This window comes from Flavobacterium aquaticum (genome assembly GCF_003259835.1).
Lineage (GTDB): Bacteria > Bacteroidota > Bacteroidia > Flavobacteriales > Flavobacteriaceae > Flavobacterium > Flavobacterium aquaticum.
This window is the reverse complement of record NZ_QLMI01000008.1, coordinates 16,420-40,665: the sequence shown is the minus strand read 5'-3', so window position 1 is coordinate 40,665 and position 24,246 is coordinate 16,420. Positions and strand designations below refer to the sequence as shown.

At 32.0% G+C, this 24,246-nt stretch carries 17 protein-coding genes; 7 read left to right on the top strand and 10 right to left on the bottom strand.

Annotated elements, in window-relative coordinates; all coding sequences use genetic code 11:
- Positions 1-57: 57 nt before the first annotated feature.
- Positions 58-1,746 (top strand): PNGase F N-terminal domain-containing protein, encoded by a 1,689-nt coding sequence (locus B0I03_RS11780; RefSeq protein ID WP_111567649.1) that lies wholly within the window; start codon positions 58-60, stop codon positions 1,744-1,746.
- 67 nt (positions 1,747-1,813) lie between these two features.
- Positions 1,814-2,611 (top strand): T9SS-dependent choice-of-anchor J family protein, encoded by a 798-nt coding sequence (locus B0I03_RS11775; RefSeq protein ID WP_111567648.1) that lies wholly within the window; start codon positions 1,814-1,816, stop codon positions 2,609-2,611.
- Positions 2,612-2,653: 42 nt separating this feature from the next.
- On the opposite strand, the gene B0I03_RS11770 is transcribed toward B0I03_RS11775, so the two are convergent.
- The 5 genes from B0I03_RS11770 to B0I03_RS11750 all read right to left on the bottom strand — a co-directional run bounded on the left by B0I03_RS11770 (position 2,654) and on the right by B0I03_RS11750 (position 11,813).
- Positions 2,654-4,015: a pyridoxal-phosphate dependent enzyme gene (locus tag B0I03_RS11770; RefSeq protein WP_111567647.1), complete on the bottom strand. Its 1,362-nt coding sequence runs from the start codon at positions 4,013-4,015 to the stop codon at positions 2,654-2,656.
- Between the two features lie 262 nt (positions 4,016-4,277).
- Positions 4,278-6,209, bottom strand: coding sequence for a putative porin (locus B0I03_RS11765; protein ID WP_111567646.1), 1,932 nt, complete (start codon positions 6,207-6,209; stop codon positions 4,278-4,280).
- 109 nt (positions 6,210-6,318) lie between these two features.
- The gene (locus B0I03_RS11760; RefSeq protein WP_111567645.1) at positions 6,319-7,077 is read right to left on the bottom strand and encodes a hypothetical protein; all 759 of its coding nucleotides are present in this window, start codon (positions 7,075-7,077) and stop codon (positions 6,319-6,321) included.
- 27 nt (positions 7,078-7,104) lie between these two features.
- Positions 7,105-8,571 carry a RagB/SusD family nutrient uptake outer membrane protein gene (locus B0I03_RS11755; protein WP_111567644.1) on the bottom strand — a complete coding sequence of 489 codons (1,467 nt, stop codon included), beginning with the start codon at positions 8,569-8,571 and terminating at the stop codon, positions 7,105-7,107.
- An 11-nt stretch (positions 8,572-8,582) separates the two neighbouring features.
- Positions 8,583-11,813: a SusC/RagA family TonB-linked outer membrane protein gene (locus B0I03_RS11750; protein ID WP_111567643.1), complete on the bottom strand. Its 3,231-nt coding sequence runs from the start codon at positions 11,811-11,813 to the stop codon at positions 8,583-8,585.
- A gap of 198 nt (positions 11,814-12,011) precedes the next feature.
- Here B0I03_RS11750 and B0I03_RS11745 point away from each other — a divergent pair, with 198 nt between their 5' ends.
- On the top strand, positions 12,012-12,671 hold the full coding sequence (locus B0I03_RS11745) for a ribonuclease HII (protein ID WP_111567642.1): 660 nt from the start codon (positions 12,012-12,014) through the stop codon (positions 12,669-12,671).
- Between the two features lie 113 nt (positions 12,672-12,784).
- Here B0I03_RS11745 and lipB read toward each other — a convergent pair whose 3' ends face one another.
- Positions 12,785-13,480 (bottom strand): lipoyl(octanoyl) transferase LipB, encoded by a 696-nt coding sequence (gene lipB, locus B0I03_RS11740; protein WP_111567641.1) that lies wholly within the window; start codon positions 13,478-13,480, stop codon positions 12,785-12,787.
- A gap of 226 nt (positions 13,481-13,706) precedes the next feature.
- Here lipB and lysS point away from each other — a divergent pair, with 226 nt between their 5' ends.
- The 3 genes from lysS (at position 13,707) to B0I03_RS11725 (ending at position 16,385) form a co-directional block, all read left to right on the top strand.
- Positions 13,707-15,404, top strand: coding sequence for a lysine--tRNA ligase (gene lysS / locus B0I03_RS11735; RefSeq protein ID WP_111567640.1), 1,698 nt, complete (start codon positions 13,707-13,709; stop codon positions 15,402-15,404).
- A gap of 107 nt (positions 15,405-15,511) precedes the next feature.
- Positions 15,512-15,931, top strand: coding sequence for a hypothetical protein (locus tag B0I03_RS11730; protein WP_111567639.1), 420 nt, complete (start codon positions 15,512-15,514; stop codon positions 15,929-15,931).
- A 76-nt stretch (positions 15,932-16,007) separates the two neighbouring features.
- Complete coding sequence (locus tag B0I03_RS11725; protein WP_111567638.1) at positions 16,008-16,385, top strand: hypothetical protein; 378 nt, start codon at positions 16,008-16,010, stop codon at positions 16,383-16,385.
- A 30-nt stretch (positions 16,386-16,415) separates the two neighbouring features.
- Here B0I03_RS11725 and hemL read toward each other — a convergent pair whose 3' ends face one another.
- Genes hemL through B0I03_RS11710 form a run of 3 tightly spaced genes read right to left on the bottom strand, consistent with a single transcriptional unit; the run spans position 16,416 to position 19,478 of the window.
- Positions 16,416-17,702 (bottom strand): glutamate-1-semialdehyde 2,1-aminomutase, encoded by a 1,287-nt coding sequence (hemL, locus tag B0I03_RS11720; protein ID WP_111567637.1) that lies wholly within the window; start codon positions 17,700-17,702, stop codon positions 16,416-16,418.
- Positions 17,702-18,589 carry a glucosaminidase domain-containing protein gene (locus B0I03_RS11715; RefSeq protein ID WP_111567636.1) on the bottom strand — a complete coding sequence of 296 codons (888 nt, stop codon included), beginning with the start codon at positions 18,587-18,589 and terminating at the stop codon, positions 17,702-17,704. The genes hemL and B0I03_RS11715 overlap by 1 nt, the downstream gene beginning before the upstream one ends.
- Positions 18,576-19,478 carry a 1-aminocyclopropane-1-carboxylate deaminase/D-cysteine desulfhydrase gene (locus B0I03_RS11710; protein WP_111567635.1) on the bottom strand — a complete coding sequence of 301 codons (903 nt, stop codon included), beginning with the start codon at positions 19,476-19,478 and terminating at the stop codon, positions 18,576-18,578. The genes B0I03_RS11715 and B0I03_RS11710 overlap by 14 nt, the downstream gene beginning before the upstream one ends.
- A 497-nt stretch (positions 19,479-19,975) precedes the next feature.
- On the opposite strand from B0I03_RS11710, the gene B0I03_RS11705 reads away from it, so the two are divergent.
- Positions 19,976-22,051, top strand: a complete 2,076-nt coding sequence (locus B0I03_RS11705) for a T9SS sorting signal type C domain-containing protein (RefSeq protein ID WP_111567634.1) — start codon at positions 19,976-19,978, stop codon at positions 22,049-22,051.
- Between the two features lie 174 nt (positions 22,052-22,225).
- Here the strand turns inward: B0I03_RS11705 and B0I03_RS11700 are convergent, their stop codons facing one another.
- Positions 22,226-24,073, bottom strand: coding sequence for a T9SS type A sorting domain-containing protein (locus B0I03_RS11700; RefSeq protein WP_111567633.1), 1,848 nt, complete (start codon positions 24,071-24,073; stop codon positions 22,226-22,228).
- Between the last annotated feature and the right edge of the window lie 173 nt (positions 24,074-24,246).

Genomic DNA, 24,246 nt, shown 5'->3' with positions numbered 1-24,246 from the left:
CGTATATAATTGAAAAACAAAGATAAAAAATTATATTTGCTGAACAACCCAACATTTATGAAAAAATTTATAACCATCACATTACTAAGTCTTTTTACGTTCGCACAATCTCAAACTAATGCAAAACCACCAAAAGGATTCAAAATTACCTACACAAGAAGTTCAAATGGAAAGCTAATTGAAAATCAAGATGCAATTTTAGTTTTTACAAATCCAACAGAAACTTTAGTAACTTCTGAAAAAATGAATTTAGGAAAAGCGGAATTTCCTTTTGAACAAACTTTAATCAATCGTTCTGAAAATAAAATTGTTCAGGTTACTCAACTCAAAAAAGACAAATCAGTTACTACAGTTGATAGTCTTTCTTCAGCAAAGCAAGACTTTGAATTCTTAGATGAAACTAAAATCATTATGGGTTACAAATGCCAAAAAGCTAAAACAATCATCAATTCAAACACCTTTGAATTTTGGTATACCAACGAATTACAAGTTAAAGGAGCTCCTACTACTTTAGGTCAAAATATTGGTTTAGTTTTAGAGATGATTCGTAATAGAAATTTCGTGATTTCGGCAACTAAAATCGAGAAAATAAAATCCGTTAGCCCAAGTTTTGAATTACAAAAAAGCACAACTAAAAGCCCTATTTTAGATGGACTGACATATAAAGATTTGGTTTGGAAAAGTCGTTTTACTACAATAAAAATATTTGAAAATGAAGTCATTAATTATTCAGAAGAAACAAAATCTAATGACTCTATTTTACGATTTGCAAACGGGACAATCATTTTGAAAAAAGTTACATTTCCAGAAATTAAAAAAGGTGATTTAATTTTTCTAGACTTAACTGAGCAATCAAATGGCGATGCTTATGACAGAACAGGTTCAGTTTTTGTGATTCCGCAAGATAAAAAGCAATCGTTTTTAGATGGTTTGCAAAATGGCGCTAAAACTCTACCTATTTATGAAAACGGAAATGGGAAAAAATATCAAGGTGTTGTAGCTACAACAGAATTTTCTCCAATTATTGAATTAATGCGCTTTTTTACTCCTTTCGGAATTAAACAATACAACTACATTCAGTTAAAAGACAAAACGTGGCACGAAATTGTTCCTTATCGAATGGAAATTACCGATTTAAAATCAAATATATCAGGAAAAACAGTTTATGTAGGAACTTTTATTGGTAATTATGACAAAGGTGGACACAAAATTTCAATGAATATTACGATTAATCCAAACGAAAGCACCTTAGACAACAATAATATTTCTATTCCTTTGTTTAACACGACAAACGTAATGGAAATGGCAAATCAAGAGTATGCTACGATGTTTAATCATGAAAAAGGATTAGAAGTTACTTTTACTTTGGACAAAGAAATCAAAAACACGAAACTTCGCTATATTACCACTGGACATGGAGGTTGGGAAAACGGAGACGAGTTTGTTCCAAAAAGAAACACCATTGTTTTAAACGGAAAAGAAGTGTTTTCATTTATTCCATGGCGACAAGATTGTGGTGGATATCGATTGTTTAATCCAGCATCAGGAAATTTTAATGATGGATTATCTTCATCTGATTTGAGCCGTTCGAATTGGTGTCCTGGTACAGCAACGAATCCTATTTATATTGAATTAGGAGATTTGAAAGCAGGAACACATAAGATACAAGTTAAAATTCCTCAAGGTGAAAATGAAGGCGGAAGTTTTAGTTCTTGGAATGTTTCAGGAGTTTTACTAGGAGAATAATTTTTTATTATTTATATAATTTTAACTACATTTGCTGTTATTAATTAATTATTTAAATAATTTTATTATGAAAAAACTCTACTCTTTAACATTTTTGTTGTTAATTCAATTAACACAAGCTCAATTGAGCGAAAATTTTGATGCCGCCACAACACTTCCTGCTGGTTGGACCGCTTTTAGAGGAACCAACAACTTAGGAACTGGTTTTGATTGGGGAACAAGTACAGCCAGAAATTACTCTCCTGGAAATTCTGCTTTTGTAAGATATGAAAATGTTACCGGCGGTAATGCAGAAGATTGGCTTGTAACACCTTTAATTGACTTATCTAACAGAACTAGCTGTTCGTTAACTTTCTACGGAGGACAACAATATACAGATCCGTACGGAACAGTTTATCAAGTAAAAGTTTCTACAACTTCACAAACCTCTCATGCTTCATTTACAAATGTTGCTACTTATGCCGAGGCTGATTTTACAGATATTTTATCAGCACCTTTAACAAGTTTAAAAACAGTAGATTTAAGTACTTACAATGGACAACAAATTTACATTGCTTTTGTAATGACTCAAGATGATGGCGACAATTGGTTTATTGACAATGTAAACGTTACAGGAACTTTAAGCACTCCTTCTTTTGATGACAAACAGATTTCAATTTATCCAAATCCAACAAATGGAATTTTGAATGTTGAAGCTATTGAAACTATATCAAGAATTGAAATTTTCAATATTTTAGGAAGCTTAGTAAAAGCTACTGAAAATTCAAATAAGATTGATATAACAGAATTAAATTCTGGAACCTATTTTGCTAAAATAACTTCAACTGAAGGAAAAGTTAAAACGCAAAAAATAGTAAAAAATTAAAAGATAAAACAAAAAAGCCGTTCAAATGAACGGCTTTAATTTTTATTTTATTGAACCAATAATATCATATTTCGTAATAATGTGATGTTTACCGTTTCCTAAATCAATTAAAACGGCTTGATTTTCTTTTGTAATTAATTTAGAAACTTCTTCAACTGGCGTTCCTAATTTTACAATAGGAAAAGGTTTACTCATAACTTCGCGAATTGGTCTTTCGGCAGTATTTTTATCAGTAATGAAACTTTGAAATAAATCTGATTCATCAACAGAACCTACAAAACCATTTACATCTACTACAGGAATTTGAGAGATTTTATATTTTCTCATTCTTTCGATAGCATGTGAAACTAATTCTTCAGTACGAACAATTACTAATGGCTTTTCGATATGTTCTTTGATTAAATCTTCTGCTTTTGTGATTTCTTCTTCTAAGAAACCTCTTTCGCGCATCCAATCATCGTTAAACATTTTTCCAACATAACGGCTTCCAGAATCGTGAAATAAGACCACAACTACATCTTCTGGACCAAAGTGTTCTTTTAACTGCAATAAACCCTTTACAGCAGCTCCAGCAGAGTTTCCAACAAAAATTCCTTCTTCTAATGCGATTTTTCTTGTATAAACAGCTGCATCTTTATCGGTAACTTTTGTAAATCCGTCGATTAATGAAAAGTCAACATTTTTTGGTAAAATGTCTTCACCAATTCCTTCTGTGATGTAAGAATAGATTTCGTTCTCATCAAAAATTCCAGTTTCGTGGTATTTTTTGAAAACCGAACCATAGGTATCAATTCCCCAAATTTTAATGTTTGGATTTTTTTCTTTTAAATATTTAGCTACACCTGAAATCGTTCCTCCTGTTCCAACTCCAACTACAAAATGCGTAATTTTTCCTTCTGTTTGTTCCCAAATTTCTGGACCTGTTTGTTCGTAATGTGCGATAGCGTTACTTGGATTATCGTATTGATTTACATACCAAGAATTAGGAATTTCTTCACCTAATTTTTTAGAAACTGAATAATACGAACGAGGATCTGTTGGTTCAACATCTGTAGGGCAAACGATTACTTTTGCTCCAACAGCACGAAGAATATCTGATTTTTCTTTTGATTGCTTATCTGAAATTACAAAAATACATTTGTACCCTTTTACAATAGCAGCTAAAGCTAATCCCATTCCAGTGTTTCCTGAAGTTCCTTCAATGATGGTTCCACCAGGTTTTAATCTTCCATCAGCTTCTGCATCTTCAATCATTTTTACTGCCATTCTATCTTTAACAGAATTTCCTGGATTAAAAGTTTCTACTTTAGCCAATACTAATGCATCAACTTCGGCTGTTACTTTGTTTAATTTAACTAAAGGTGTATTCCCAATAGTTTCTAATATATTTTTTGCGTATTTCATTGTAAAATTTAGAATTTAGAAATTTGAATTTAGAAAACCTCAAAGTCTTCAAATTTTTTGCAAAGATAGTGTGAAATTTTGAATTCAGAAATTAGAAGTTTGAATTAAGAAGATTAGCTGTTTAAAACAAGAATCCAAAAAAGAAAATGATTGGCTAACTAACCCTGATGGGAACGGTAGCTTTTTTGTTTGCTAAAAACAAAAAACTATAGTGGACAGCAGGAAAATGGACAGCAAAAACGCCCGAACTATTCGTTTCAAATTATCTAAAGAAGTTCCAAACCAAACCGAAGCGGACAATGAAATCGCGATATGGGTAATTTGGTGCTGAATAAAAATCATAACCTGTCCAAGCGGAGTTGAAATGTTCTGCTTTTAGAAAAATTCGTGCTTGACGCACTCTTGCATTTATAAAGAAATCGAACATAGGAAACCCTCCTATTTTTGTTTCATTTTGTACATAAAATTCACCAATCAAAGGGTTATAATCGTTGGCGTAATATTTAGAAAAATATTGAAAAGTTACTCCTGTTTGCAAAAGCATTGCTTTTTTAAATACATAATCTGTAAAATACAACGTATTTCGGGTAACAATTTGGGGTACATTAACAATATCATCAGACTGTTCGACCGATTGATACAAAATAGTATTATCTAAAGCCAATTTCCAAAACTTAATTTCTTTATTAGCTTTTACAGAAAGATAATTAATGGTTTTATCGTACTGAATAGGTTTAACCGTTAATTCAGTAATGTTGTTTGTTTGATTATCAAAAAACAAGTAGTCATTAAGTACTTTATATGTTGCAGAAACATTTAACAATTTTGTTTGTGCAGAAAATTCGAATTGGTTTAGTTTTTCGTTTTTAAAATTATTAAACCAATTGTAATCTATATAACCACTTTGATATAAAGTAAAATTCAAATTAGGCAAACTATTTAATTTTTGATACTTGAATTGGAAATTGTAATCATCATTCAATTTATAATTTGCACTAGCCTCAATATTTGAAATTGATTGATCTGTAATAGATTGAGAAGTGTGCAATCTTACATTTATTTTATTAATCAAATAAGTGTAATTACCACCTATCATATTAATTCTATCAGAAACAGAATTAGGGACCGTGATATTTCCATTTATGTCGTAAACAACACTATTATAATAGTAATTATAATTATTATCGTCTATAAAAAATTCTAAATCACCGTATGATTTTGTTTTATAGGCAACTCCAAATTTATTATACAAATGATTATAACGTGTCTTATTACTTATTTTATTGGTATAAGTATCTCCGAATCTTTCATTGACTGTTGGCTGAGTAAACTCGAAAAATTTATATTCTTGATTAAATTGATGCGTAAACACCAAGCTATTAGGGTTTTCTTTATTCAATTTAAAGGAATGATCTACAAAAAAACGATTCCCTTTTAAAAGTGAAGTAGCATCAGTAAAATAAACCTTTATACGTTCTCTTTCGTTGAACGGATCTTCGCTGGTTTCAAATTCTTGTAAATTTACAATTCCACCATTTTCTTGATTAGAAATGTCTTGGCCTGTAAAGTGAGCATTTAAAAAATAGCGCTTATCTATAGTATAATAACTACTTGTAAATCTAAAATTACCTGAACTTGTTAAATTATTCACATATTTACCTAAAGAACGGAGTCCTCTGTAAGCAATAGAAAAATTTAGATTAGGCTTTGTATTTACAGTTAAAAAAGCATCTAAAGCCTGACCTTGTTCCATTACAGTTTTAAAATACAAATCTGTAAGTGGTGTAGGAACATTGTAATATTTAATATCGGTCGCTTCTAAATAGTTAAAATGCTTGGCTTTAAATCCAAAACTAGGCATAGCATTTTTACTAGATAAAGCAAAATCTAAGGAATTGTAAGTATGTCCTTCATTTGCAAAAGGCAACAAACCAAAAATATCTTTTCTTAATAAATTGTACATATACTCACTTTTAATGGTAAGTGATGTATCTACATAGGTAGTATCCTTTTGAAGGGTGTAGATTTTGTATAAATCTATAGGTGCTTTTTCATAAGAAGTAGTGTCTTTAACTTTCTTTTGAGATTTATCTGACACATTAGATACACCTAAACCTTCTCCTCTAAGAGTATTTCTTTGAGAATAAGAATTAATAAAAAAGATAAAAGTTAAAAAAATAAAAAATTTACTCATTTTAAAATAAAATTCAAAAGTAAGAGTAAATATCTAAGATATCATAATTTTTAACAAAAAAAATAGCCAGTTTTCACTGGCTATTTATAATCTGTATAAATTACTTTAGTTATAAAGTAAAACTATGACTTCTTGAATCTGAGAAGTTACCAGATTGGTTTGTAATTACAACTCCATTAGCTGAAAGAACATAAGAACCAATTACAGAAGCACTTGTTACCATACCATCACCATAAGCGTCATAGATAGTAAAAGTATAACTTCCATCAGGTAAACATAAGATAAAGTTTTTTACTGGTTGTAATGCATTAGTTGCAGTGTCAGTATAAGGACCTCCAGAAGCAACTACATCTCCAGTGTTGTCATCTACAATCTCCCAATCAGTTTCACTACCGTATCTATCTAAGATTAAAGCTAAAGTTACTGTATTTAACGTACAGTTTTCTCTAACATTAATTTGTGTAGTTTGACCAGTATAAAGACCATTTTCCTCAACAAGTTTTAACTTAAGAGTTTTAGCTAAACTTAAATCTAAATCTACACCTTCAAAATCAATACTTAAAGTACCAAAATTTGAATTAGCAGGAATAGTAACTGTTGTAGGAACAGAAACATTGTTCATATCAATAGTAGAAGTTGGATCAACAACTAAATTAAAAGATCTATCAGATCCTGAAACTTGAGTAACATAAACTTTAATATCAGAAGTTAAAGTTTCACCTGGGTTTACAGCTACGTTTTTAGATAGAGTCTCAAAAGTAGCATAATTAAAATCTGTTGACGCAGCATCATCCTCTGTACATCCTTGTAAAACAAGTCCTAAAGACAAGAACATTACAAAAATCTTAGTAAATTTTAATAATTTCATATTTATAATATTTTATTAAACCTTAAATTAGTTTTGGTCTGAAATAAATGGATTATACAAAATTTCAGCTTGAGGAATTGAGAACTTTAATCTAGGATCATTATAAGGTACTGCAACACCAGCTTGGAACAAGTGGTTAGAACCTCTATTAATAGTCGCTTGATTACGTTTCATAGCAAGATAACTCTTACCTTCACCCCAAAGTTCAATTCTAGTTTGCTTATAAATTTCATCTTGTAAATTCAACCCTGTTAATGAAGCAATGTAAGCAGTACTTGGAACACGGTTAGATAATAATTCAACTAAACGATCTCTAGCTTCGTCTTCACGACCTGTTTTAGCAGCAGTCTCAGCGTTTAAAAGATACATTTCATCTATTCTCATGTAAATATAATCTGTTTCAATAATACGTTGACCATTAACAACTCTAGCTGGATGGTAAAATTTATTAACAGGTCTGTAACCAGTTCCTGCAGTAAATTGCGTTTTTCTAACATCACCAGCAGGTATAGCATCCCATAAAGCTCTATCAATAGATTTTCTATCTCCAGCCGTTTGATAACTGTAAGTAAAGTAGTCCATTTGACCCCACCATGAAATTAAATCTAAACCTTGATCAGGAGTTAAATTAACACCCCACATCCATGAAGGTGTATTAACATCGTTAAAACCACCTGTTAATTCAGAAGTAGTTGTAATAGAAAAGCTACCTGAATTAATGATTTCCTCTGTTAATAAATATGCATCTTCATTATTTCCACGTGAAGCATAAGTATAAGCTAATAAACCTTTAGCAACGTCAGCATCAATTTGATTTTTAGCAGTTCTCGTGAAATCAGCCATAAAATCAATAGCATCTGTTAAATCACTCTCAATTAAAGCATAAACTTGTTCAGTTGTGCTTTTAGGCTGAGCTTGTTGTTCAGGGTCTGTATAAATAGGAAGAATCTCTCTAGTTGGCTCATACTCTCTTGTATAAAGCTGAGTTAAGTAAAAATAAGCATAAGCTCTTAAAGCTTTTGCTTGCCCCAACAACCATCTATTTTCAGCTAATTCAGGAACAGCATCATCACCACCTAATGCTTTAATAACAATATTAGTAGAACGAATAATTCTATAATAATATCTCCAAGGTACATAATTTTCATTTCTAGTAAAATCAACCGTAGATTGATAATCTACAAAATTTCTATACCAGTTATATGTATTTTGAGACAAAGCCATATCTCCAGAAAGCATATCTGTCCAGATATCAACCCCCTTTTGACCAAAATCATTATGACCAGTTGTACCTCCAGTACCTTCCTCAAACATCAATGTATAAATACCTGTAACAGTTCCTCTAAGGATATCAGGATTAGTTGATGCTGCTTCACCTAATTGTTCTTGAGTAATAAACTGAGTCGGCTCAGTTTCAAGATAATCAGAATTACAACCTACTGTTACTAATAACAAAGGTGTAAAAATCGATAAAATTAAATTTCTTTTTTTCATATTTTCAATTTTTAGAATTCAAGTTTTACTCCTAAACTGAAAGTTGATAGAGGAGAATAACGATAAGTGTTAGAACTACCATTTTCAGAAGTTGAAGGATTAAATCCATCTCTTTTACTAAAGAAAAATAAGTTATCACCTGTAACATAAATGTTAAAGTTAGATATATTCAATCTATCAGTAAAAGTAGAAGGCATAGTATACCCAAGCCTAACATTATTCATACCTAAATAATCAGCTTTAGTTAAAAATCTTGTTGATTGAGCGTTTACGTTAGCATCAGCAGCAGCAGATAATCTAGGAATATTAGTAATATCTCCTGGCTCTTGCCATCTTCCTCTAATATCTGTATGCCAGTTATTTTGACCTAAAGAACCATTACCCATTAAACCAGCGTACGCACCATCGTAAGCATATCCACCGATACTATAAGTAAATTGAGTTGATAAATCAAAGTTCTTGTAACTTGCATTTAATCTAAATGCACCTCTAACTTTAGGTATTGCTGATTTACCAACAAATCTTTGAGTTGCGTCTGCATATGCTGTAGTAGTAGTCTGACCAACAATAGCATCTGAATTAGTGCCTAAATAATCAGTTAAACTGCGGATAATTACATCTCCTGCATCATAGATTCCATTTGCATTAATATCGTCGTAATTCATATACCACATACCTACTCCTGTTGCAGGATCTACACCAGCCCATTCTCTCATGTAAAAATCATAAACAGATTTTCCATTTGCCCATCCATAAGGAGCATTTGAAACATCTATTAATCTCTCTTCTCCAGTAGCAGGATCAATTGGCATTTTAGTTAACTTGTTAGTTAACAACTCTCCATTAATTCCAAAATCTAAAGTGAAGTCACCTTTGTTTTTACCTTTAATCAATTCAGCATTTAAATCAAACTCAACACCTCTATTGGTCAACTCACCATCATTAACTGTAATGATTGCAATACCAGTAGAAGGAGCAACTCTTCTCTCAAAGAATAAATCATAGGTGTTTTTTTCATAAAAATCAACATTCAAACTTAAGAAATTGAAAAATTTAGTTTCAATACCAACTTGAAAAATTTTTGATTTTTCCCATGTTAATGATGGATTTCCATTATCTCTAATAGAAATTGAATATTCATTATTCAAATTACCTATACTAAAAGTATCATAACCCGAATAAAAACCTACACCTTCTTGATCACCCATTAAACCGTAACTAGCTTTCAATTTTAAATTGTTAATAAAACTAGCTTTTTCCATGAACGATTCTTTAGAAACTATCCATGAAGCCCCTATAGAACCAAAATTCCCCCATTTATCATTTTTAAATCTAGAAGAACCATCACGTCTAGCAGAAGCAGTAAAATAATACTTACCTGCATAGTTATAATTAAACTGTCCAAAATAACTCTCAAGATTTGAAGTATTCGTCCATGATTCAGGAGGTGAAGAAACATTAATATACTGATTCAAATCATAAGTATCAATAAGTACAGCACCAAATTTAGAAGCACTAAAAATATTTTGTTTAAAACTATTTGATTCATGAGCTCCAAATAATTCAACATTATGATTTCCAAAAGAATTTCTATATCTTAATAACTGTAAGAAATTCTGTCTTAACAATCTAGACTGTTGCTTAAACAATGAACCATACTGTTGAGCAGCAGAACCATAAAAAGGATTATTTCTATTGTTATACTCATTATCATAGAATTGAGCACCATAACGAGTTTCTAATGTTAAATTTTTTGTAAAGTTAACATCAAAACTGAAGTTACCAGTTAACTCATGTCTATTAGTAACACTTCTATCATAATGTGCATCAGCAATTGCATTAGTTAAACCACCAAATGCTCTAGCGCCTGATGTTCCATCACCATAATCATATTGATAACCTCCAAAATAAGGATCTGGAATCATATTCCCATCAACATCTCTTGCAAATAAAGGATATATAGAAGGAATATTGTCAACAAACCAGAAAATACTCCCTGAATCAGCAGACTGACCGTTATTATTTGTTTTAGAACCTGAATAACCTATATTAGCACCAGCTCTTAACCATTCTGCAGGTTTGTGATTCACATTTAACCTAGCAGTATAACGTTTGTAATCAGAGTTAATAATATAACCCTCATCATTTAAATATCCAAATGAACTGAAATAATTTGTTTTATCATTACTTCCAGAAAATCTAACATTAGCCTCTTGTCTGTAAGATGTTTGAAAACCATAATCTTCCCAATCTTCTGGAGAATATTTTCTAGTAACTCCAGGTCTTACTGTACGTGTAACTGGATCAATCAAATCACCACCATCAGCAACATTCCACATGTTGTAACCTGGACTAATACCTCCACCAGAAAACAATGTATTATTAGCAAATGCAACAGGATCTGGCTGAGCAGTAGCCACCCCTCTGTTGTACAAAGCTTCCCATGAAAGACCAATATACTCTTCTGGCGATTCTATAACACTATATCTTGGCAACAAAGCCATATTTACACTTGTTCTTAAATCCACACTTATAGAAGAACGCTCTTTTTTACCAGTTTTTGTCGCAATAACAATAACACCATTCGCACCTCTTGACCCATAAACAGCTGTCGCTGCAGCATCTTTCAACACCGTTAAACTCTCAATATCCGAAGGATTAACAGAATTCATGTTATCTTCGCTCATTGGAACACCATCCACAACGTATAACGGATCTCTATTACCATTAACAGAACCAAAACCACGAATACGAATTGTAGCGAAAGTACCTGGCTGACCCGAAGTTGTAATAACATTCACACCTGCAACCTCTCCTTTTAAAGCTTGAGAAACGTTAGAAACTGCTTTTGCTTCAACATTAGCAGTCTTAACAGAAGTTGCCGTACCAACAAACGCTTCTTTTGTTGTAGTACCATACCCCACAACAACCACTTCTTGCCCTACAACTACATCATCTTTCAACGATACATTGTATGCGCTTGCAGCTGCTACAGTAATTTTAGTTGTTTTCTTACCTGTATAAGAAATCACCAAAACTTCACCTTGTTTTGCTTTGATAGTATAATTACCATCAAAATCAGTTGTAGTACCACGTGTTGTTCCTTCAACAACAACGTTAGCACCTGCGATTGGGCCTAGTTCGTCAGAAACCACACCCGTAACAGTTTTCTCTTGCGCGAACGAAAACTGCATTGTAAACGCTACTAAAAGCGTAAAAATCCATTTGAACTTCGATCTCATATTAAATTTATTTGAGTTAGTTATTCCGCAAACTTCTTAATTATTTCTTAAATAAACAAATAATACTTCGGAATATTACTAATTTATTTTTGTTAAAGTTTTAGTTTCAAAAAAACATTTTGCGAAACAATAACATCTTTTAGATGAGAATATATCAAAAAGGTTGCGTATAAAATTATATTTTTGTCAAAAAAAAGCATGTTAAGCAAAAGTTACAATAATTTAATATTAGAGTGTGGAACTGATGAAGCCGGAAGAGGCTGCTTGGCAGGACCTGTAACTGCGGCCGCTATTTTACTTCCTAACAATTTTGAACTGAATTTACTTAACGATTCGAAACAACTTTCTGAAAAGATTAGAGAAAAATTAAAACCCGAAATAGAAGAAAAAGCAATTTCATTTGCTATTACTCATATATTTCCAAATGAAATTGACGAAATAAACATACTAAATGCTTCTATGAAAGCTATGCAAGAGAGTATTTTGCAGTTAAATCCAAAACCTGAATATATAATTGTAGATGGAAATCGTCCATTAAATGGAAAACTGGGAATGAAACAAAAAACAGGAAAGATTTTTACTATTGAAGAAATTGAACTTTTAAAATCAATTCCAAACACAAGCATTATTAAAGGAGATAGTAAATATTTAAGTATTGCCGCTGCATCAGTTTTAGCAAAAACGTACCGAGACGAATATATGGATAAAATTCACGAGGAATTTCCAATGTATAACTGGAAGAAAAATAAAGGATATCCTACAACCGAACACAGAGAAGCCATAAAGAAATACGGCCCGTGCAAATACCACCGAATGAGTTTTCGATTGTTGCCTGAGCAACTGGAATTGGAATTTTGATTTTTACACAGAGATTCTCAGAGTTTTTTTTGATTTAGATTGTGCTGAACAGAGTTACAGAGAGCGTTTCACTTATTTTAATTCGCAATTAAACTTGCTCTTGCCCTTGAATTTTAGACAATCTCTGCTTCAAATAAATTTTGAAAATGTTTTAATATTTTTTCTTTAACTTCTTGCTCATCTACTTCCCTTCTTAATTCGACATGCATAGAAGTAACGGCTTTTCCTTTTATCCCACAAGGAATAATATTATCAAAGTAACCCAAATCGGCATTTACGTTTAGAGCAAAGCCGTGCATGGTTACCCAACGTGATGCTCTCACTCCCATAGCGCAAATTTTTCTTGCAAATGGCGTCCCTACATCAAACCAAACTCCGGTTTCTCCTTCGCTACGAGTTCCATGTAAACCGTATTCAGCTAAAGTTAGAATAATGACCTCTTCTAAAAATCGCAAATATTTATGAATATCGGTAAAAAAATTTTCTAAATCTAAAATAGGATAGCCTACAATTTGCCCTGGTCCATGATACGTAATATCTCCTCCTCTGTTTATTTTATAAAAAGTAGCTCCTTTTGCTTCTAATTGTTTTTCGGAAAGTAATAAATTCGAGACATCTCCGCTTTTTCCTAAAGTATAAACATGTGGATGTTCTACATAGAGTAGGAAGTTGGGAGTTGGGAGTTGGGAGCTGGATTGTCTATTTTGAACTTTGATGTCTACAATTTCTTTGAATAATTCTTCTTGATAATCCCAAGTGTCTTTGTAATCTTTATTTCCTAAATCTTGAAGTTGGACTTTTTTATTCATGGTAAACGAAATTGTGTTTTGAAAAAGTTTCGCAAAGATACGAATAGTTTGCTAATTAGCCCTGACAGGAGTGACATCCTTTTTGAAAAAAAGATATAACGGATGGCAGGAACATGGAAACCAAAAAAGCCCGAACCATTCGCTCTTAAAAAAAGTATTCAGTGTTCAGTTGAAAGTTGGCAGTTTTTTAATTTATAGTTACATTTGCACGCTAAAATACAATACTATGCAACTTTCGGAACAAGAAATCATTAGAAGAGACAAACTAAACGCTTTACGCGAACTTGGAATTAACCCTTATCCAGCGGATTTATTTCCGGTGAATCACACTTCAAAGCAAGTGAAGGAAAATTTTGAAGAAGGTAAGAAGGTTATTTTGGCTGGACGTTTGATGAGTGTTCGTGATCAAGGAAAAGCTTCGTTTGCTGAATTACAAGACAGCGAAGGAAGAATTCAGTTGTATTTTAATCGTGATGTACTTTGCGAAGGTGAAGACAAAACGCTTTATAACCAAGTTTTCAAAAAATTAACCGATTTAGGAGATTTTATTGGAATTGAAGGTGAATTATTCATGACAAAAGTTGGCGCGATGTGTGTTCGTGTGGATGATTTTAAAATGTTGAGCAAAACGTTAAAACCGCTTCCGTTACCAAAAACTGACGAGGAAGGTCATGTTTTTGATGCGTTTACTGATCCTGAATTGCGTTACCGTATGCGTTACGTAGATTTAGTCGTAAACCCGCAAGTGAAAGAAGTTTTCATGAAAAGAACCAAATTGTTCACGGCAATGAGAACATTTTTCAATGAAGCGGGTTATATGGAAGTGGAAACTCCTGTTTTACAATCGATTCCTGGTGGAGCGGCTGCAAGACCTTTTATTACACATCATAACAGTTTAGATATTCCATTATACATGCGAATTGCTAACGAATTATATTTGAAAAGATTAATCGTTGGTGGATTTGATGGTGTTTACGAATTTTCGAAAAACTTCCGTAACGAAGGAATGGACAGAACGCATAATCCAGAATTTACCGCAATGGAAATTTATGTAGCTTACAAAGACTACAACTGGATGATGGAAATGACTGAAAATTTATTAGAATATTGCGCTACTCAAGTAAACGGAACAACCGAAGCTACTTTTGGAGAACATAAAGTAAACTTCAAAGCTCCTTATGCTAGAGTAACGATGACCGATGCAATCAAACAATTAACTGGTTTTGATATCACTGGAAAATCGGAAGATGAATTGCGCGAAGCTGCAAAATCTATGGGAATCGAAGTAAACGACACCATGGGTAAAGGAAAATTAATTGATGAAATTTTTGGTGAAAAATGTGAAGGCAACTTCATTCAACCAACATTCATTACCGATTATCCTAAAGAAATGTCGCCTTTATGTAAATCGCACCGAGATAATCCTGAATTGACAGAGCGTTTTGAATTAATGGTTTGTGGAAAAGAAATCGCAAATGCGTATTCGGAATTAAACGACCCAATTGACCAAAGAGAACGTTTTGAAAACCAAATGGCTTTAGCTGCTAAAGGTGATGATGAAGCAAACGGAATTATCGATGAAGATTTCTTAAGAGCTTTAGAATACGGAATGCCTCCAACTTCTGGATTAGGAATTGGAATGGACAGATTAATTATGTTCTTAACGAACAATCAATCGATTCAAGAAGTGTTGTTTTTCCCACAAATGCGTCCTGAGAAAAAAGGTCCGGAATTAACAGAAGACGAAAAACACATTATCGAAATTTTAAAAGCTAACGAAGGCATTTCTATTGGTGATTTAAAAATAAAATCAGAATTAAGCGGTAAAAAATGGGATGCTGCCAGTAAAGGAATCAGCAAACATGGCTTAATGAAGATTACAGTAGATGGCGAAAATAAAATCGCAGAATACTTAGGTAAATAAAAAAAACGGGGCTAATTAAGTCCCGTTTTTTTTATTTTGTTCTCTTAAATTAAACTTTTTTATATTTACAACGTCTTATTAACATAAAACTTAAATTTCTATACATTATGAAAAAACTTATTTTAGTTGTAGCACTTACTTTAAGTAGCTTAACATTTGCTCAGTCAAGAAAAGTTCAAGAAATGACTCCTGAACAACAAGCGGAACTTCAAACTAAAAAAATGACTTTAGATTTAGATTTGAACACCAATCAACAAAAAGAAGTTAAAGCCTTACTTTTAGAACAAGCTCAAAAAAGAAAAGCTATTCAAACCGAGATGAAAGCAAAAAGAGAAGAAGAGAAAAAAGTTACTTCTGATGAAAAATACAAAAAACAAATGGAAGCTTTAGACAATCAAATTGAATTAAAAGCTAAAATGAAAAAAGTTTTGAACCCAGAACAAATGAAAAAATGGGAAGAAAAACAAAATCATCGCAAAGAAATGATTGCTAAGTCAAAAAGAAAAGCATTGAACAAACAAGAGTAACTATTTAAAAAACTTTTTTTGCTTTATTTCTAAATTTAAATTAGATTTGGCAAACCAAAAATAAATTTTTACAATTATGAAAAAAATAATCGCTGCTTTTATTTTATTTGTTGGCTGTTCTTTAACTGCTAATGCTCAAGAAATTAAAAGCGTAAACTCTCAAGAAAGAAAACAATCAACAGAAGTAATTGAAACTAGAAAAGTTGATTTTAATGATTTAGCAAAGAAAGACACTCATACATTGACTAAATTAATTCAGTTAGATGAACAAAAGATTAAAGATTTAAATGGATTGTTTCTATACAAGCATGAAGCATTGAACAAGGCTAAAGAAACTAGAGATAAAGAACAAGTTAGTACTATTATTGAAGCTAAACTTAGAGCTACATTATCTCCAGAACAAATGGAGAAAGTTGCAAATCAACCTAATTTACTTCACCAGTTAACTCATTAAAAAAAAGTCCCGATTAAATCGGGACTTTTTTTATAACTCTTTTGCTGTTTCTGCAATTGCGTTTATGGTAAAATCTAAATCTTCATACGTTAACGCATCAGTAATAAACCAAGTTTCATAAGCTGATGGCGCAATGTAAACCCCGCGTTTTAACAATCCATGGAAGAATTTCTTAAAGCTTTCATTATCTCCATTTTTAGCTGTTGCAAAATCATAAACAGGATTAGCATCAAAATGAACCGAAATCATAGAACCTACTCTATTAATTGTAAACACAACATTAGCCTCAGTTAAAACTTTTCGGATTCCTTTTTCCAAATAAGCCGTTTTTTCTTCTAATCGAGAAAAAATAGTAGAATCAGAATTTAGCGATTTCAACATTTCAAATCCTGCAGCCATTGCCAATGGATTTCCAGATAAAGTTCCAGCTTGATAAACAGGTCCTAATGGGGCTAAATGATTCATTATTTCTTCTCTTGCAGCAAAAGCTCCAACTGGTAATCCTCCACCAATTACTTTTCCAAAACAAACGATATCCGCTTGAATTCCATATAATTCTTGCGCTCCTCCTTTTGCTAAACGAAATCCTGTCATAACTTCATCAAAAATCAATAAAGCTCCATTCTCAGAACAAACACTTCTTAAAGCCTCTAAAAATCCTTTCGCTGGCGGAATGCAACCCATGTTTCCGGCAACTGGCTCAATGATAATTGCTGCAATTTCATTTTTATTTGCTTCAAATAATGCTTTTACATTTTCAATATCATTATAAGATGCTAACAAGGTATCTTTAGCGGTTCCTTCTGTAACACCTGGAGAATTTGGCACACCAAATGTACTCAAACCACTACCTGCAGCAATTAAAAACGAATCGGAATGCCCATGATAACATCCTGAAAATTTGATAATTTTATCACGCTTTGTATATCCTCTTGCTAAACGAATGGCGCTCATACAAGCTTCGGTACCTGAATTTACAAAACGAATTTTATCTATATTTGGAACCATCGAAACTGCTAACTGTGCAATTTGAGTTTCTAATTCGGTTGGCATACCAAATGAAGTTCCTTTTTTTGCTTTTTCGATTACAGCATTAACTACAGGTTCATAAGCATGACCTAAAATCATAGGCCCCCATGAGTTAATATAATCAATTAATCGATTGCCGTCTTCATCATACAAATAGGCACCTTTAGCTTCTTTAACAAAAATAGGAGTACCACCTACTCCTTTAAATGCTCTCACAGGAGAGTTTACTCCACCCGGAATTACTTTGTTTGCTTCAACAAATAATTCGCTACTTCTTTTATATAACATTATTTTATTTTGATTTGTTGCCCAATTGAAATGGCATTATCAGACATATTATTTAACTTTTTTAAATCGTCAACCGTAAGATTAAATCTTCTTGAGAGAGAATACAAAGTATCACCTTGTTGAATGGTATAATAATCTGCTCCTTGTGCCAAGATTACTTCTTTCTTAACTGGTTTAAAATCGCGACTTAGCACTTCATTATCGTATTTGTACAATTCGAAACGTTCAATTAATCCAATTAATTTATCTGGATATTTTACATCGGTTGCATATCCTGCGGCTTTTAATCCTTTTGCCCAAGACTCGTAATCGCCTTTATCTAATTTAAATAAATTCGAATATCGAGTTCTTGATGTTAAAAACAAAGAATGATCGCGATAAGACTCTGATGGATGCTCGTACTTTCTGAAACATTCTTGTGCTGCATCATCATCATGTTTAACACTTTCACCTGTCCAACCCGTATGACATTTTATTCCAAAATGATTATTTGCTGATTGTGCTAATTTCCCTTTCCCTGCACCCGATTCTAAAATTCCTTGTGCTAATGTAATACTTGCCGGAATTCCATGTGTTTTCATGTTATTCTTAGCAATCTCTTTAAAGTTATCTACATACATTTGAATTTCCTCAGCATACGTTTTCACATTAGATGTAGCTTCTAAACTTACCTGAGTATCCGTTTTAGGAGTTGATGTATGAGTTGAAGTATTATTTTTTGATTCGCCTGATTTTGTTACTGGCTTTGTTACTGATTTATTTTGCGTTACAGGTTGCTTTTTAGTTGTAACTTTTGGCTTTGTTGTTGTTCGTACCACTGGTCGCGAACTAGTACAACCTACTACTAAAAGCGCTAATAAAAAAAGGGCAATTTTAGTTTTCATCATAACTTATTAATTCTTTATTCTTATTTTTTAGAGCAAAATTCATGCCTTTAATTCCTTGTAAACCTCCTGTATGTATCATTAAAATTTTAGAATTAGCCGGAAAATATCCTTTCTCAATTAAATCTAAAACGCCAAAAGCCATTTTACCCGTATATACAGGATCCAACGGAATACTAGTTTGACTATAAAACGAGTTTATAAACCGAATCAACTCGTCATTTACTTTACCATATCCACCAAAATGATAGGCATCATTAATACTCCAATTAGTTTTCACTACAAAATTACGAATTACATCAGACAAAAAAGCACCTTTTAACGAAGAAAATCCAATTATTTCTTGTGTTTCATTTGCAGAATTAATTAAACCTGAAATAGTTCCTCCAGTTCCAACCGCACATGCAATATGTGTAAAATAGTCTTTATCTGCATCCGTTAAGATTTCTTCACAACCTTGAATTGCTAATTCGTTTGTACCACCTTCTGGAACCAAATAAAAGTCTCCAAACTTTTCATGAAGATGCGAAACAAAAAAGGAAGCTTCTTTGTCGCGATAATTTGTTCGACTTACAAAATAAAATTGCATTCCTAATTCTTGCGCTTTGGCTAGCGTAGGATTTTCATCAATTTTACTTTCGAGTTCTTCTCCTCGTATTACTCCTATTGTTTTAAATCCAAATTCGGCACCAGCACCTGCAACAGCCAAAATATGATTAGAAAAAGCGCCGCCAAAAGTTAACAATGTAGCATGACCTAATCTTTTTGCTTCTTGAATATTATACTTAAGTTTTCTGAATTTATTTCCCGAAATGATAGGATGTAACAAATCCTCTCTTTTTATAAAGAGTTTAATATTATTAGGAAGTTGTTGTTTTATTTCTTGAATCACTTTACAAAGTACGGAAAAATCACTTTATGAATTCATTTTTATTTCATTCAAAACTCATTTCAAACTAAAGAAGTAAAATTAACATCAAAAATAACTTAAATTAAAGATCAAAAATTATCGTTTTCACACAAAAAAATTGATTTTATAACAATTCATTAACACTTTATCGTTAAAAAATCAATTTTACATCATTTTTATCAAATAACCAGCTTTTTTATAAATATAAATTAATAAAACACAAAAAACTGCAAAATCAATTAATAATAAACAAAGAAAAACTGCTAAAACACGAAATATCTCACAAAATCTACAAAAAAGCCAAATATTTGATTTTCAATAGTTTAGTAAAAAGTTATTTTTTCAATTATAAAACCATAAGAAAAACCTATTATGCAAGCATAGTATTTAATAATCAGCACTTTATCTTTGCACCAAATTCAGAATAACTGTATTGATTTTCGGAACAACTGTAATAAAAAAAGAACCCTCTAAAAATTATGAAAAAAATTACTTTACTTCTCTTATTAATTTTCCCCTTATTTCTATTTTCACAAAACCCTTACACTTTTAACGGAAGCTATTCTTTAACAAACAATACTTCTTTTCCAAACGCTTTCAGTGGATTAGGAAACGGAAATTGTGGTAATGGAAATACTCAAACTATTATTATTAATGGTGACTTAAACTTAAATGGTAGAATTTTAAACCTAAGAAATGTAAACTTAATTGTTTATGGTAATTTAAATGGTGGTGGCTCTATAACCACTTGTACTGCTAATTCTACTTATTGCGTTAGAGGTGCAATTCAAAACAATCCAAACATTTCTGTAACTAGAAATTATGATTGTACTCCGCCGCCATCTTGTACAAAAACATGGACTGGTGCTCAAAGTACTAACTGGAATAATAGCGCTAACTGGTCGCCTGCAGGTGTACCAACAATTAATTGCGACGTTATCATAAATAACAATGTAAACTGTATTGTTTCTTCGAAAGATGCAGAAGCAAAAACCATTACAATCTCAAACACTGGATCTTTAACTTTAAATAATTCAGGAATAGTAAGAGTTAAAGGAAGTGTAAACACTAGTTCAACCGCTTCATTTGTAATTGAAAACGCTTCAAGTTTAATTCAAATAGACAATGTAGCGAATTCTGGAAACATTCAATTAAAAAGAAACACAACAATATCTAAATTAGACTATGTATATTGGTCTTCACCAGTAGCGAGTTTTAATACATCTCAAGTTTCACCTAATTCAACCTTCATTTATAAGTGGGTTCCAACAAATGGGAACAACTTTAACGGATTTGGAAATTGGGCCGGAGCGACTAACCAAGTTATGACATTAGGAAAAGGTTACATTATAAGAGCTCCTAATAATTTCCCAACAAACACAGCTCAAAATTTTACAGCTACATTTACAGGTGTTCCAAATAACGGTAACATAAGCACACCTATTGCAAGAGGAGGCTATGCCGGAAACAGCTACATGAACGGTAATTTAAAAGTTACAGAAGATGATGACAACTGGAATTTAATAGGAAATCCGTATCCTTCTGCGATTAATGCGGTACGCTTTTTAAATAGCAATACTTCACTTGACGGATTTGTTCGTGTTTGGACTCACAACACCTCGGTAAGCGCTAATAATGATTCTCCTTTTTACGGCAACTTTACTTATAATTATTCGCCAGACGATTATTTATTAATAAATGGGACTGGAACTTCAATTCCTGGTGCTTTAAGCGTAATTGGTGCTGGACAAGGTTTCTTTGTAAAAATGAATCACAATACTACTTCACCATCAGGAAATGCAATATTTACTAATGATATGCGTGGTACAGATGTTTCAAACAATCAGTTTTACAGAAGTGCAAACACTACTTATTCAGAAGATACTGACGAGAAACACCGTATTTGGTTAAACCTTGTAAATCCGAATCAAATTGCTACTAGTTTATTAGTAGGATATGTTGAAGAAGCTACTAATGGAGTTGATAGAATTTATGATGCTGAAACTAAACTTAAAAACAATTTTGAAGTTTACAGTATTGTAGATAACCAATATTTTAATATTCAAGGAAAGGCATTACCTTTTACAACTACTGATGAAGTTCCATTAGGATTTACAACGAATCAAAATGGTATTCACACTTTTGGATTAACTGCTGTAGATGGTTTGTTTGAAGGAAATCAAGAAATTTACATTCAAGATTTAGAATTAAACATAATACACAATTTAAAAGAATCTCCTTACTCATTTACAACTGAAGCAGGAAATAACAATACTAGATTTGTATTGAAATTTTCAAATGAAACTTTAGGAAATGAAGACTTTATAAACAATGAATCAGTAGTTATTTACACAAACGATGCACTTAACATTGAAGCAAATGAGAACATAAAAGAAGTGTTGGTTTATGATACGTTAGGAAGACTAATTTCTCAAAACAAAAAAGTAAATTCAAATAAGTATCGCGAAACGCAAGTCTTAAAATCAAATTCTCCTTTACTTATTCAAGTAATTTTAGAGAACAATATTAAAATTGTCAAAAAGATAATTTACTAAAGCCTTATAAAAAAATTAACCGTCAATTTATTGGCGGTTTTTTTTGCTTCTTATAGAAACTAGAATTACAACAAATTCACATAAACCATTACTTTTAATCTGCATTAGCACAAAATTCATGAATAAAAAAGCAGCCTTTTAAAGCTGCTTTTTTATATAATGTAAATCGAACTCCTATTTTCTAGAAACTATTACTTTTTTAGTGCTATCTAAGTTATCTCTTGTTTTTGTTTTAACCACGTAAACACCATCACTTAAACTAGCCGTTGAAAACTCATACGTGTTTGCTTTTCCTAAGTTTTGCTTTTCTAACACTATTTTACCTGTTACATCATACATAACTAAAGACATAATATCTTTATCTAAAGTATTATAAACTGTTAACATTGCATTTTGATTGTTTTGATACACCGAAAATGAATCTGCAACTTCATCTGGATTACTTAAAACAACATCGATGTTTTTAAATGTAATTTCAAAACGAGTTGTATTATTTCCAACTGGTAATGTCATATCAAAAACGTTGTTTTTAATATCGTAATAAATTCCAGTTAATTTATCATGTAAGTAAACATTTTGATTTGGATCAAAATCTACCACATCTTTAACTTGTAATTTAAAATTCGTTTGTGCATTACATCTAAATCCTACCGGAATTCTTTTATCGATATCAAATTTTACAGCTGTTGCAACATATTCATGAGGAATATCTGGCAAAATATAATAAAACTCAGCCGCTTCAGCAGATGGAGAACGACCATCTGAACCATAATCGTATCCGTCAGTTGCTGTATCCATAAAAGCTATAGTAGTAGGTCTTACTCCTCCATTATTATACATAGCATGTATTCTAATATAAGGAGCCGTTCCTTTTCTAATTTGAGTATAATCTGTTCCTGCTACATTTGGTATCGCTGGAAAAAATTCTGAATCGGTATTGTAAACATCAAATATAGATGAATCGTTAGTAGAAGCTGTTCTTGCAAATTCAGACTGATTAACAGCACCTTCTTTAACAAAAACCCTGTATGAATTTTTCATAGAAACGTTTCCATTTGCTATTCCTTGTACCATAAAACCTTGTCCTACAGGAGAAAATCTTCTTTGAAAAACAGTACCAGAACCAATTGGAACACCTTGATTTCCAGAACCATCATAAGTAAAAAATGCCGCTGGTGTATAAATCCCTGTTCCAGGATTATAAACACCATAACCACCTTGATATTGTCTTAAAACATGCGTATTTACTACAACTTGTTCCCAAAAATAAGCTTGCCCATTAAGCAAAGCCGCATTAGCAGGATCTAACAAATAGGCATTCAAATCTATTGCACTAGGATAAGGATTTCCAACTAAAGTAAAATTTCCAGCACTTACTGGAACCGAAATCGTCCCATCATTTGGTTTTCCTCTAAAATCGTAACGTTGTCTGCTTCCTGAATTATTCTGAACATTTTCTGCCGCTTGCGCAATAGTAGCGTCAGTTCCAGAAGTTCCTTTCATGGTAAATCCTTCGCCTGCGTTCAACGTAGAACCCGAACCAACAAAAGCCCATTGTGCATAAGCATTTGAAGTAATAAATTTCCAAATCCAATAAGGAGCAATCGCTAAAGGACTCGATGTACCATTGTAATTATTAGTTGGTAAAATAGTGGCTGCTGTACTTGTTGTTAAACCTGTAGGCCTGTTTAGCATTGTAATACCAAAAGACTCATTTCCTACAAGTGCCGAAGCATTCCCAACTGGCGAACACCAATAATTATATTGAAAATTATTTACCGTACCTTCTTGAAAAACTGAAAGCTTTCCAGCACCAGTATTAGCCCCTGCACCTCCAGAACCTTGTAACAACTGCGATTTGTTTCTTAAAAAGAAATTACCATTGTTTTGCAAGTTTACATCTTGCCTTACATACATAAACTGATCGTTTACAAATACGTAACTGTTTGGACTCACATATAGCTGTGAAAAAACAGTAAAAGAACTAATAAGTCCTAGCGTTGAAAGTAAAATTCTTTTCATAATTCGGAATTTAAAACGTTACATTACAAATATATACAAATAATTTTAACAAATTACTATGAAAAAATAGCTTTTTATCGTTAAAAAGAAACATTTCATCCTTAATACTTACGAAAGAATCCTTTTTTTGGTTTTACAAATATTGAAAAAAACTAAAAAAATTCAAAAACAAC